Origin of the sequence: Serratia sp. BNK-12, assembly GCF_047456085.1 — a bacterium.
In the GTDB taxonomy this organism is placed as follows: Bacteria; Pseudomonadota; Gammaproteobacteria; order Enterobacterales; family Enterobacteriaceae; genus Serratia; species Serratia liquefaciens.
Window position 1 is genome coordinate 344,552 of sequence record NZ_CP179896.1, and the last position, 12,253, is coordinate 356,804.

The window sequence follows — 12,253 nt, forward strand, 5'->3', positions numbered from 1 at the left end:
CGTGAATTTTTTGTTTAAGGCCTTCCCCCATGTTATTGGCGTTCCGCCACGCTGCTCCCTCTTTGTTGAACCGGCTGCAGGTGCCGATCCAGGTTGCTTTATATGCAGTGTTATTTTTGATTGCCGACCGATTGGTGCAGCAGTTCCATCTGCCGCTGCCCGCCAACATTGTTGGCATGTTGATGTTGTTGGCGCTGATCCTGTTGCGCATTCTGCCGCTGAACTGGGTCAAGGCCGGTTCGCGCTGGTTGCTGGCCGAGATGCTGCTGTTCTTTGTTCCGGCGGTGGTGGCCGTGGTGAACTATGCCCAGCTGTTAATGGTGGAGGGGTGGAAAATTTTCCTGGTGATTGCGATCAGCACCATGCTAACGCTGGGCGCGACCGGATTGGTGGTCGATCGCGTCTATAGACTGGAAGTCTGGCTGCAACGGCGTAAACAACGCGATGAATGATTTTATCCTTAGCCTCGCCTGCTTTCTGGCAACCCTGGTGTTGTACTTCGCCAATAAAAAACTTTACCGGCGCCGTCGTACCCTGCTGTTGATGCCATTGGTGTTGACGCCGATGATCCTGGTGCTGCTGCTGGTGGTGACCCATATTTCCTACCAGGACTACATCGGTGAAACGCACTGGCTGCTATGGCTATTGGGGCCGGCGACCATCGCCTTCGCGGTGCCGGTCTACGAAAATCTGCATATCATTCGTCGCCATTGGTTATCGCTCAGCGCCGGGGTGCTAACGGCGGTGTTGGTGGCGGTTTACAGCTCGGTGTGGCTGGCTCGCCTGCTGACCTTGCCGGAAGAAGTGCAACGCAGCCTGGCGGTGCGATCCATCACCACGCCGTTTGCGCTGGAGGCCGCCAAACAGATGGGCGGCCAGCCGGATCTGGTGGCGCTGTTCGTGGTGATCACCGGGGTATTCGGTATGGCAGTGGGGGACATCCTGTTTCTGCGCCTGTCAGTGCGCAGCAGTCTGGCGAAAGGGGCCGGGCTGGGGGCTTCGTCGCACGGCGCCGGTACCGCGAAAGCCTATGAGATGGGGCAGGAAGAAGGCGTCGTCTCCAGCCTGGTGATGATGCTGGCGGGGATTATCACGGTGATTGCCGCCCCACTGATAGGACAATTGATGTGGTGAGCCTGCGGCACAAGCGCCGCAGGCGGGGGAACGTTAACGGATACCGGTCGATGCAGCGGGCGCTCGCGTAGACTCGCGCAGAACACGACCGATTTCCTCATGGCTGAAAATAATAGAGTGGTGGTTACAAGCCAGAGGCTGTATCTGCAAAGACGGGCTGATGGATGACAGCCCGTTGTCGGCAATCGCCAGCAGCTCGCGCCCATCCCCTTGGTCGCTCATACTCAAATTCACGTCTTCCGTGGCTTTGAATAGCGTGATCCGTGAGTGCCTCAATGGCGCACTGAGCCTTTCCTTATTCAAAGATAACTCCGTAGGCTCCGCCCGTAGCGCTCTGGCGGCGGCCTCGCCATCAATGCCCAGCATCGCCAGCATGGCCGCCAGCAGGCCCGGTTCGCTGCGGAGCTGGAAGGCGGTTTGGTAGAAGGTATCCAGCAGGAAGACCTGCACGTCACTAAAGCCGCGGCTTTCAAGCTGCGCCGCCATTTCAAGCGCAATCAGCCCCCCTAGCGACCACCCCAAAAGGCGCACGGGGCGGCTGGGAGCCAGTTTCATATGGCCGAGATAATATGATGCCAATTCGCGTAATGACGTGATGGGCGTTGGCATAAACAGGTTGTAATTGTTAATGCCAAAGGCGTTAAACTCACCCTCCAGCGAACTGGCCAGATCGTGGTAAATATCGCAGCCGGTGACCGCAGGATGAACCATCCAGATATCGTCGGCGGCCTGGGTGCGGTTAAGCCGCAGTACCTGCTTGAAGGCCAGGCTGGTTTGGTTCAGTCGCGCCAACAGCTGTTGTAGCGGTGCTGCCGTAATCGGTGCATCAATGTCAGAGTCCTTCTCGCTGGCCAGTGCTTGCGCCTGGGCGCGTAACGACGGATGAGCGAACAGCGTTTTTATCACCACCGGGTAGCCACGGCGTTTCAGTTTGACCAGCAGTTGAATGGCATGCAGCGAGTGGCCGCCGAGCTCAAAGAAATCATCGTCCAGGCCAATTTGCGCAACGCCCAGCAGTTCGGACCAGAGTTCGGCAAGCTGTTTTTCCAACGCAGTTTGGGGCGCTTCATAGCGCAGTGAAACTTGCGTAACCGGTGCGGGGGCAGGAAGGGCTTTGCGATCCAGCTTCCCATTAGGCGAGAGGGGTAATGCTTTCAGCCTGACAAAGCTGGAGGGCACCATAAAATCGGGTAACTGCTGTTGCAACTGCTGACGCCACTGTGTCGAATGGACATTCTCGTCCGGTGCCACCACGTAGGCTATCAGCCGTTTTCCGCCCTGTCCGTCTTCCTTTGCCAGTATTGCAGCATCTTCCACACCTGTGCACTGCCGCAGTTGCTGTTCGATTTCACCCAATTCAATACGTACCCCATGGATCTTGACCTGGAAATCATTTCTGCCAAGGTACTCAATGTTGCCATCCGGCAGCCAGCGGGCGAGATCGCCGGTTTTATACAAACGTGCATCGGACTCGGGGCTAAAGGGGTCGGCAATAAAACGCTCGGCGTTCAATTCCGGGCGGTTAAGGTAACCGCGGGCGACCTGGATACCGCCGATATGGAGTTCGCCGGCGACGCCGGGCGGCAGCGGCTGTAGCTGATGGTCCAAAATATGGAGCTGCGTATTGGCGATGGGTTTGCCGATCGGCACCAACGGCCGTTCGTCATTGGGCAGACATTGCCAACTCGAAACATCCACTGCGGCCTCCGTCGGTCCGTAGAGGTTGTACAATTGCGCCTGAGGCAACTGTTGCAGGCAGCGTTGCACTGTCGCCAGGGGCAAGGCTTCGCCGCTGCAGAGTATGCGACGCAGGGACGCGCACTGTGTCATTTCGCCATGCCGCAGGAATAATTGCAGCATCGAAGGGACAAAATGCAGCGTGGTGACGCGGTTTTGTGCGATGCAGGCGCTCAGATAGTCGGGGTCCTGATGGCCGCCGGGTTTGGCAATGACCAGTTGCGCACCCACCATCAGCGGCCAGAAGAATTCCCAAACTGAAACGTCGAAACTGAACGGCGTTTTTTGCAGTATCACGTCGTCATGCGTCAGAGGATAGGCTTGCTGTGTCCAAAGCAGGCGGTTGATCACGCCCCGATGTTCATTCATCACGCCCTTGGGTTTTCCTGTCGAGCCTGAGGTATAAATCACATAAGCCAGGCTGCGTTGCGGATCGGATGCCAAAGGGGCAAGGTTTTCCGTGGCTCCCTGTTGCCAGCGATGACTATCATGCTGCAGGTGCAGACGCGGAATAACGACGTCATGGATCGAATGCAGCGCCTGCTCACCGGCCTCGTCAATCAGCACGAATTTCGCGCCGCAATCCTGCAGCATATGGCGCAAGCGATCCTGCGGGTAGTCAGGATCGATTGGCACATAGGCGGCCCCCGATTTTAAAATGGCATACAGCGCCATCACCATCTCCGGGCTGCGGTTGACGCAAACCGCGATGCGATCGTCCGGCTGTATCCCTTGCTGACGCAAGAATCCGGCAAACTGGTTCGCCTGCTGATTCAACTGCAGATAGCTTACCTGTTGTTGCTCATAGCACAGTGCCGGGGCGTTAGGCGTGCGCAGAACCTGTTGCTCTAAAAATTGATGAATGCCCTGCGGCATGGCCCAGGATTGCTGCGTATGATTCCATTCGCCAAAAATCTGTTGCCGTTCAACGGGCAGTAACAGCGGCAATTGACCCAGGGGCAGGTCAGGATCGCCTTCTAACAGGCTATCGAGCATTTGCAGGATGCGGCTGGCGATACGTTCACCGTCTTTATCGCTAAACCAGGCTTGGTTGAGGTTGAACTCCAGCAGCGGATCGTCACTCGGGTGGTAATGGCGCAGATAGATACCCAATGGCAGCTGTTCATAGCCATGATGGATGTTTTCTACCTTGAACTGGCTTCCCTCCAGCTCGATATCGGTTGGGAAGGCCTCAAGCGAAAAGCTGATATCAAACAGCTGGCGTCTTCCCTGTTGATGCAGGTTCAACTGACGGTTCAGTTCGGCAATGGGAAAGCGCTGGTGGCGATAGCATCTGCGCAGCTCGCTGCCCACTTGTCGCAGCAGGTGGTGAAAGGGCTGCTGCAGATCCACGTCGATATTGAGTGGGATCATGGAGGAGAACATGCCCAGCGTTTGTTTATGATCCTGAGTGCTGCGGTTATGCACCGGGACGCCCAGGGTGACATTATCCATCTGCCAAATTCGGGCGAACCAACTTGCCAACAGAGCCACCATAAAATGCATGGCCGAACCGCCGTGCTGAGCTGCATATTGCTCCAACCGCAGGAAACGTTCACGCGGTAAACGCTTGATGATTTGACTGCTGGGATAGGCTTGCTGCTCTGTGTAATGTGGTCGCCGCTCCAGCACAGAAGCTGGTGCCGTTGCAAAACGTTCCAGCCACCAGTCACGGTCGCGTTGATAACGTAACGACTGGAGATAAGCCTGATCGCTAACGACGAAATCCCCGTAGTGTGACTTGCTGGCCTCACTTTTATCCCCAGCTTTTAATTGCTTATAGCGATCCATGATCATACGGCTTAATAAAGAGATCGAGGTGCCATCGGCAATCAGATGGTGCGAGGCCAATAACCATAGCGTAGTTGAATCATCGATTTTGGTTAAATGGCAGCGCCAGAGCAGGTCTTCATAGAGTTGATAAGGTTGGATAAACATGTCACGCAGATGGTTCTGCGCCAGGCTGGCGGCATCTTCTTGCTGCGAAAAGTCGGTGTAGTGAAGTTCAATGGATCTTTGAGAAAGAGGTTGCTGAATGATGCCTTGCGGTGTTTCCTTCAGGGTGGTTTGCAATGCATCATGCCGTTGCTGAACCTGTTGGATGGCTTCTTTAAACAGAGGGAAAGAGATCTCCCGCTCCACTCGCCATAAACACCCCACATTATAGAGAGGAATATCAGGATTTAATGTCTGGTCGAGCCATACGGCCTGTTGTACCGTCGTGAGAGAATAAGCGGACACGGAACCACCTCCATAAAAATAGGAAAGAGTCGACTTAAATAGGTGCGTAGTCGGTAAGTACTCGAACATTATAAGAGGTGATGGTAAATTCGCCCAATTTCACATTAACTATTTTAAATTGTTTGTTTGAATAATTTAAATTTGATTTGTTTGCGATTGAATTGTTTTGTGTTTAATTTATTTCTTTGTGTATCGTTAGTAACGATATAAATAGATATTTTCAATTGTTTGACGAGAAAAAATAAGGGGGGTTATCAAGGGGGTTTCTGAGGTCTCGATGGGTTTTTTATGTGTAATGTATTGATCTTAATTGGTTTATTTTTATTGTGTTGTCGGCGTTTTTTTTCTGAAAAATTTATGAGGGGATGTTGTCGTTGTAATGATGGCTTCATTTACTTCTGATCTCCTATCAAAAATGACAATAATTTATTGCTATTCTTGCTACTTCAGATTTATCGCCAGGTTCTCCGCGAGTACAAATTTTGCATCAAACTGCAGGGTTTCTAATGATATATTATTTAGTAATAAATAAGAGCATTATCAGATTATTGTCGGGTCGGTGTGTGAAAATATGGCATGCGCATGACGGAACAATTAATTTGGAATGAATTAAGTTTCTTTATCACAAACCAGCTTACGCTATCTTATTTTCCTGGCCCTGTTTGGAATTAAGGCAAGGAGGGCCATTATGCCATGACCCTCCCAGGGGCTATCAGGCCGTTGCCGCGGTCCTGATCAGTTCCACCACCAGTGGCGAAAGCTCGTTTCGCAATGCCGCACGTTCGGACTGAAACAGCGTGGCAGCGTAAAAACGGTGTCCCGGTAGTTCTACCGAGCGAACGTCACCTTCACTGTCGTGGCCGCTGATTATCAGCGGGTGCCGTTGCAGATCGGCGACAAACTCCGGGTTGACGCCAAAGTTGCAGTGGTAGCCTTCGTGCGTTTCCAGCTTGCCGTAGACACGGGCTGCCAGCGTATTGGATTGGAAAATAATGACCCCGCTTTTTTCAACCAGCGAACAGCTCAGGGGAGCTATTACCAACCGACCCCCGCTGTCGGTTTCCGCATGCCCGGCATCGTGCCAGCCCATCACGTTACGGGCGTACTCTACGATCGCATATTGGAAACCACCGCAAGAGCCCAGGAAGGGAACGTTTTGCTCGCGCGCATGGCGGATAGCCATAAAGGCACCATCGTCATGATTATACGGGCTGCCGGGTACCACCCAGATGGCATCGTAGTCCTGCAGAACCGACGTGTCGGTAATGGTTTCTGTGGGCAGCCAGTGGGATTGAATGTCGACGTTAAGATGGGAGGCGGTGAGCTGGAGAGCAATGGGGATGGCCTGGTGAGAAATGGCCTGAGGTTGGTAGTCACCGACCAGAGCAATACGGACTTGAGCTTTCATCATTTCCTTTTCCTGTGCGGGTAAAAAAGGAGGTTACAGCAAAGATCGGCGCTCATCCGCAATTTTTTAAATCCGGCGCACAAAAAAGCCCGGCATTGGCCGGGCTCAGACTGTGGAGGGAATTCTGTGTGACTAAAATCATGATGATGATTCGGTTAAAAACAAAGGATTATGCCTTAGGTTTCCCCCAAACATGCGAAAATCCCATTTTTCGGGTGTTTGCCACTAAACTAAGCCCGGCATTGGCCGGGCTGATAAATATGGTTTTTGGGCTCAGTACAATGACGGAGCCCCGACCGGCCGGGTTTTAAAGCGACGATGCAGCCACATGTATTGCTCAGGTGCGCGCATGATTTCTTTTTCCACCACTTTATTCATGTAAGCCGCCGCGGCAATCTCATCGCCGATAGGATAATTTTCCAGCGCAGGTTGGATCAGCAGGTCATAACCCCGACCTTTTTCACGGCGGATCAGAACCACCGGCACCAGCGCCGGCTTGGCCATGCGCGCCAGCATAAAGGTACCGCTGGTGGTGGCAGCCTGATCGACGGCGAACAGTGGAGCGAACACGCTACCGCGTGGGCCGTAGTCTTGATCCGGGGCGAACCATACGGCCTCGCCGCGCTTGAGGGCATGAACCATGCCGCGCAGATCTTTGCGATCGAGCATCGCCTTGTTGGAACGCATGCGACCTTTGGTCTGCGCCCATTCCATCGCTTTATTGTTGTGTGGGCGGTACATCGCCATCATTGGCTGACACAGGCCCATGGCACGGCCACCCAACTCCAGCGACATAAAGTGCACGCCAATCACCAACACACCGCGCTGGTTCTGCTGCGCCATTTTCAGGTGGTTGATGCCGGAAACGTTGAACCAACGTTTGACGCGCTTATCTGACCAGAACCAGGCCATGCCGGTTTCCAGCAGGCCCATGCCGAGGGATTCGAAGTTGCCGACCACTTTACGCTCGCGCTGAGCCTCGTCCATATCCGGGAAGCACAGTTCCAGGTTGCGGCGGGTGATGGAAACGCGGCGCTTCAGAAAGCGCATCGAGGTGCGGCCCATCCACACGCCGAGCTTGTGCAGCACCGGGTAGGGGAGTTGGACCAACAGGAATAAGCAGGCCAGGCCGAACCAGGTAAACCAGTAGCGCGGATGCAGCAGGGCCGATTTGAATTTTTGCGGACGCTTCATATGAACTCATTTATGCGTTAAGGGGGCAGCAACCTGTAACGCATAAAGATCCACTCAATTGCGATACAACCACTCAGACACCCAGATACCACTATGGTTTAGCCAGATTCCATAATTGACTAAATCTTTACACTCGAAGGGCGGCTCGCGCTGCTATCAGGCTTCGGGAGGAGGGCTGTAGGCCAGCGAAGGCGGTCCAAGACGGGGCATTTTACCACACAACATCAGGGGGAGGATCCGAATATTCCGATTCCCATGGGAAGAGAACGACGCATTTTCGTTGGTTTGCTTTTGTGCAAAATATGCGAGAGAAGATCAAAAAATAAGCATGTAAATGCGCGGAAATACGGTGGGATATAAAGTTTGATCTTTGTTTTATATCATGGCGAAGTCAGTTCATATGCATTATGCGTTTGTGGATTTTTTCCCCTGCAACAGAAGGTGTTAGTACTATTGATTTTCAATGGTCATCTTTTCTCAAAATTTTGTTTTTATTGTTTTTTTTTATTAAAATAAAATCAGCGGGAAACTTTTTGATACAGGGTGATACATTTCATTTTATTTTAATGCCCATTTAAAATTCTCAGCCAGTAAAATTGCGTCTGTGGATTCTTGTACTGGATTTTTATCTCAAGAGGGAATATTGTTTTTGGCGTAGTGCTGGTGGTCAAAATGAAATTTTCAAAAACTCAGTGGGATCGCTCACTGCTACTGCATTGGTAAAACGCCAACTCGTACTCTGACTAGACCCAATCTCGATAAATACCCTATCCAAATTCCTGATAACGCCTGGGGATTATTTCCTGGCGAAAATAGCCATCTGATCAATGAAAACTAATGTGCCGATTCAGCTTTGTTCCTAAGAACAATGGCTGCGGATGGCTATTTCCATTCGCCTGATAAGCAATGAATTGGTTTTCCATCACAAGCAATGAAATGAATAAGGGGCAGAAATGTACTCATGGTATCTCATTTGCTATCGTTCCAGATTACATGCGAAGGTTATTGATGAAATAGAACGTATTGGTGTTGAATGTTATATGCCAATGAAAACCAGGTTAACATTACGTGCCGATCGGAAAAATTCGTTTAGAACTCACACCACTCCATTGTTCCCCGGTTATTTATTTGTGCGATTCTCACCAGAGATCACTCATACCACTTTAATTGCTAAGCAAAGTAGCGTGCAGGGGTTTGTTCGTCTTGGAAGAGAGATTTGCACCGTCCCTCAAAATATTATTGATGCTATCAGACGTCTTTCTTTTCGATTAGAGAATAAGGATGAAAGATTAAGCTATATAGAATGTAAAAATGTTTCTCCTGGCATGTTGAAAGAGATAGAGAAAATAATAAAGGTGGAAAAGCCAGAGGTTAGAACACAAACATTATTGCAATATCTCTCTTATTCAATACAACATCCAACGGCTTTATTGGCAAGCGGTTAATGAACCTCATGGGCATGGCTTGAAATGCCACCTGATATTGGCAGGTGTTATCTCTGGCGCTGTTTTAACCCCGCAATGCTTGAAGTTGCTTCAGGGTTGATGAATGTGTTTATCACCTTGATGCAATGCTCATTATTTGGGGTTTTATTCAATAATAAGGAGTTCTCTAATGAGCGTAAGAACAAGGTTTGCGCCCAGCCCAACGGGTTTTTTACACGTAGGCGGGGCAAGAACAGCTCTCTATTCCTGGCTCTATGCACGCCATAATCACGGCAAATTTATTCTGCGTATTGAAGATACCGACGTGGAACGGGAAAAGGAGGGTGCAGTCGACGCCATCCTGGACTCGATGAAGTGGTTGGGTATGTATTGGGACGAAGGCCCCTTCTACCAGACTAAACGCCTGGAGCGTTACAACGAGGTGGTCGATCAACTGTTGGCGTCTGGGCAGGCCTACCGCTGCTACTGCAGCGAGGAGCGCTTGAATGCACTCAAGGCTCAGCAGGAAAAGAACAAAGAGAACTTCATTTACGACCGCCACTGTCTGCATCATCTGGGGCACGATCCCAGCCTGCCTCACGTGGTGCGTTTGAAAAGCCCACAGCAGGGTATTGTGGCCTGGGACGACATGATCCGCGGACGTATTGAATTCAGCAACAGCGAGTTTGATGACTTTATTATTCGCCGCACCGACGGTTGGCCAACGTATAATTTTTGTGTGGTGGTCGATGATATCGACATGCAGATGACGCATATCATCCGCGCCGAAGAACATATCAATAATACACCGAAGCAAATTTATGTTTACCGGGCGTTGGGGCTGGAGCCGCCTGTGTTTGCTCATGTTTCGCCAATACTCGGGGATGACGGTAAAAAACTCTCCAAGCGCCACGGTGCAGCCAACGTTATGCAATACCAAGAGGAAGGTTTTTTACCTGAGGCATTGCGTAACTATTTAGTGCGTTTGGGGTGGGGGCATCAGGATAAGGAAATTTTCTCTTTGGATGAGATGATCTCTCTTTTCGATATTAACAATGTCAGCAACTCACCGAGCGCGTTCAATACAGAGAAATTACTGTGGCTCAACAAGCATTATATCGCTGCCGCTACGACCGAAAATTTATTACCCGATTTGCAATGGCAACTCCAACGGCTGGCTATCAGTACGGAGGACGGCCCACCGCTGGAACGGGTTGTCATGCTGTTAAAAACCCGAGCCAGAACGATGAAGGAAATGGCGGAAGCCTGCCGTAGTTATTACGGTGAATATCAGTGTAACAACCAGGAAACTTACCAGCAGTTGCTTGCCTCGGCACATCCGACGGTTTTCTGTGAAATCTATCAGCACTTCTCCACGATAAACGACTGGCAAAGTGCCGAGATTAACCAAGTGATTGGCGATATTTCCAAGGAATTCGGCACGTCGTTAAAAGACATCAATATGCCGTTGCGATTATTTATTCTCGGGGCGAAAGATACACCATCGTTAAATGATTGTCTGGCCGTATTGGGAAAAGAAAAAACGTTGAATCGCTTACATGCGGCAATAGAGAATATGTCGTGTAAATAGCAGGTAATAGGGCCGGCCATCGTAAGATTAATCACGATGGTCGGAATGTATTAGGCTGGGATGACAACCAATATTAATTCCTGAAGGAGGTAAGTCGAAGCGTAATTATTAGCGGTATCCACGGCAACTTTCATGAAAACACATCAAATAAAAAGAGGTGATTTATTATGACTAATCAATATATGCCTATCTATTCCACTGAGGTGGCTCAACACACTTTATCTGAGGGAAAGATCCCAGAATCATCCAGCTGCCCGAGTTCTGTTTTGAATTTGATTAAAGATCGTTTAATGCTAGACGGCAATGAAAAACAGAATTTGGCGACGTTCTGCACCACCTGGTCAGAGCCCGAAGTCGACGAACTGATGAAGCTGGGATCGGTAAAAAACCTGATTGATAAAGAGTTGTACCCAGAAACGGCAAAAATTGAAGTGTGCTGTACAAAAATGCTGGCGGGGTTGTGGCATGCGCCAGACGTGAATAATTCGATTGGTACTTCCTGCGTGGGGTCCAGCGAAGCGGCAATGTTGGGCGGTTTGGCGTTGAAACGCAACTGGCAGCAAAAACGCAAGGCAAAAGGGCTGGACACTTCCAAGCCAAACCTGGTCACTGGCCCGGTACAAATTTGCTGGAAAAAATTCTGCACCTATTTTGAGATCGAGCACCGCGAGGTGCCCATCCGCGAAGGCGCCCTGTGCGCTCACCCCGACGACATGGTTAATTACATCGATGAAAATACCATCGGTGTGGTGCCGACTTTCGGGACGACCTTTACGCTGGTGTACGAAGACGTGCTTGGCCTGTCCAATGCGCTGGACAAGCTACAGAAAGAGCGTGGCCTGGATATTCCGATTCACGTTGATGCGGCATCCGGCAGCTTTATTGCGCCTTTCGTCGAAGAGCAAAGCCACATCGTTTGGGACTTCCGTCTGCCGCGCGTAAAATCCATCAACTCTTCCGGCCATAAATACGGCCTGGCCCCGCTGGGTCTGGGTTGGGTGGTATGGCGTGAAAAACAAGACTTGCCTGACGACCTGGTGTTCTACGTTAACTATCTCGGCGGCAACATGGCGACTTTCGCCCTCAACTTCAGCCGTCCCGGCGGTTCCGTCATTGCTCAGTACTACCAACTGCTGCGTCTGGGCAAAGAAGGTTATTCCGAGATCCAGCAGACCTGTGTGGATACCGGCAAGTTCCTGGCGCATAAATTGGCCGACTTCCCAGAATTTGAAATGCTGTACAGCAGCGAAGGGGGGTTGCCTGGCGTGGTCTTTACCCTGAAAGACGATGTAAAAGGCTTCACCCTGTATGATTTGCAAAACCAGGTGAAACAGCGCGGCTGGCAAACGGCGGCATACCCGCTACCGAGCAACCGTCAAAACACCATCATCATGCGCGTTCTGATCCGCTACGGCGTCAGCACCACATTGATGAACCTGCTGGCGCAGGACATTCGCAACATTGTTGACCAGCTAAAGGCCAACGCCACTACCCATGAGTCCGTGCTCTGCTGAGCGCTTCCTG

At 51.1% G+C, this 12,253-nt stretch carries 8 protein-coding genes; 5 read left to right on the forward strand and 3 right to left on the reverse strand.

Features of this window, described 5'->3' with window-relative positions; translation table 11 throughout:
- Positions 1-29 precede the first annotated feature (29 nt).
- Together ACMGG1_RS01595 and ACMGG1_RS01600 are read left to right on the forward strand one after the other, a co-directional pair.
- The gene (locus tag ACMGG1_RS01595) at positions 30-452 is read left to right on the forward strand and encodes a CidA/LrgA family protein (RefSeq protein ID WP_115060649.1); all 423 of its coding nucleotides are present in this window, start codon (positions 30-32) and stop codon (positions 450-452) included.
- Positions 445-1,134: an LrgB family protein gene (locus ACMGG1_RS01600; RefSeq protein ID WP_020837140.1), complete on the forward strand. Its 690-nt coding sequence runs from the start codon at positions 445-447 to the stop codon at positions 1,132-1,134. The genes ACMGG1_RS01595 and ACMGG1_RS01600 overlap by 8 nt, the downstream gene beginning before the upstream one ends.
- A 33-nt stretch (positions 1,135-1,167) precedes the next feature.
- Here the strand turns inward: ACMGG1_RS01600 and ACMGG1_RS01605 are convergent, their stop codons facing one another.
- From ACMGG1_RS01605 to lpxP, 3 genes are all read right to left on the reverse strand, one after another.
- Positions 1,168-5,112 (reverse strand): non-ribosomal peptide synthetase, encoded by a 3,945-nt coding sequence (locus ACMGG1_RS01605; RefSeq protein WP_414161113.1) that lies wholly within the window; start codon positions 5,110-5,112, stop codon positions 1,168-1,170.
- Between the two features lie 712 nt (positions 5,113-5,824).
- Positions 5,825-6,520: a CTP synthase gene (locus ACMGG1_RS01610; RefSeq protein ID WP_259218597.1), complete on the reverse strand. Its 696-nt coding sequence runs from the start codon at positions 6,518-6,520 to the stop codon at positions 5,825-5,827.
- 273 nt (positions 6,521-6,793) lie between these two features.
- Positions 6,794-7,714 (reverse strand): kdo(2)-lipid IV(A) palmitoleoyltransferase, encoded by a 921-nt coding sequence (lpxP, locus tag ACMGG1_RS01615; RefSeq protein ID WP_122080326.1) that lies wholly within the window; start codon positions 7,712-7,714, stop codon positions 6,794-6,796.
- A gap of 953 nt (positions 7,715-8,667) precedes the next feature.
- Here lpxP and ACMGG1_RS01620 point away from each other — a divergent pair.
- The 3 genes from ACMGG1_RS01620 to ACMGG1_RS01630 all read left to right on the forward strand — a co-directional run bounded on the left by ACMGG1_RS01620 (position 8,668) and on the right by ACMGG1_RS01630 (position 12,243).
- Positions 8,668-9,159 (forward strand): transcription termination/antitermination NusG family protein, encoded by a 492-nt coding sequence (locus tag ACMGG1_RS01620; RefSeq protein ID WP_122080325.1) that lies wholly within the window; start codon positions 8,668-8,670, stop codon positions 9,157-9,159.
- Positions 9,160-9,328: 169 nt separating this feature from the next.
- Positions 9,329-10,729, forward strand: coding sequence for a glutamate--tRNA ligase (gene gltX, locus ACMGG1_RS01625; RefSeq protein WP_414161114.1), 1,401 nt, complete (start codon positions 9,329-9,331; stop codon positions 10,727-10,729).
- Positions 10,730-10,911: 182 nt separating this feature from the next.
- The gene (locus ACMGG1_RS01630) at positions 10,912-12,243 is read left to right on the forward strand and encodes a glutamate decarboxylase (protein WP_236591420.1); all 1,332 of its coding nucleotides are present in this window, start codon (positions 10,912-10,914) and stop codon (positions 12,241-12,243) included.
- Positions 12,244-12,253 lie beyond the last annotated feature (10 nt).

What these genes read in the sequence shown, in the direction of transcription:
- ACMGG1_RS01595 (WP_115060649.1), top strand. Translation starts at nt 30, where the DNA reads ATGTTATTGGCGTTCCGCCACGCTGCTCCCTCTTTGTTGAACCGGCTG.
- ACMGG1_RS01600 (WP_020837140.1), top strand. Translation starts at nt 445, where the DNA reads ATGAATGATTTTATCCTTAGCCTCGCCTGCTTTCTGGCAACCCTGGTG.
- ACMGG1_RS01610 (WP_259218597.1), bottom strand. Translation starts at nt 6,520, where the DNA reads ATGAAAGCTCAAGTCCGTATTGCTCTGGTCGGTGACTACCAACCTCAG.
- lpxP (WP_122080326.1), bottom strand. Translation starts at nt 7,714, where the DNA reads ATGAAGCGTCCGCAAAAATTCAAATCGGCCCTGCTGCATCCGCGCTAC.
- ACMGG1_RS01620 (WP_122080325.1), top strand. Translation starts at nt 8,668, where the DNA reads ATGTACTCATGGTATCTCATTTGCTATCGTTCCAGATTACATGCGAAG.
- gltX (WP_414161114.1), top strand. Translation starts at nt 9,329, where the DNA reads ATGAGCGTAAGAACAAGGTTTGCGCCCAGCCCAACGGGTTTTTTACAC.
- ACMGG1_RS01630 (WP_236591420.1), top strand. Translation starts at nt 10,912, where the DNA reads ATGCCTATCTATTCCACTGAGGTGGCTCAACACACTTTATCTGAGGGA.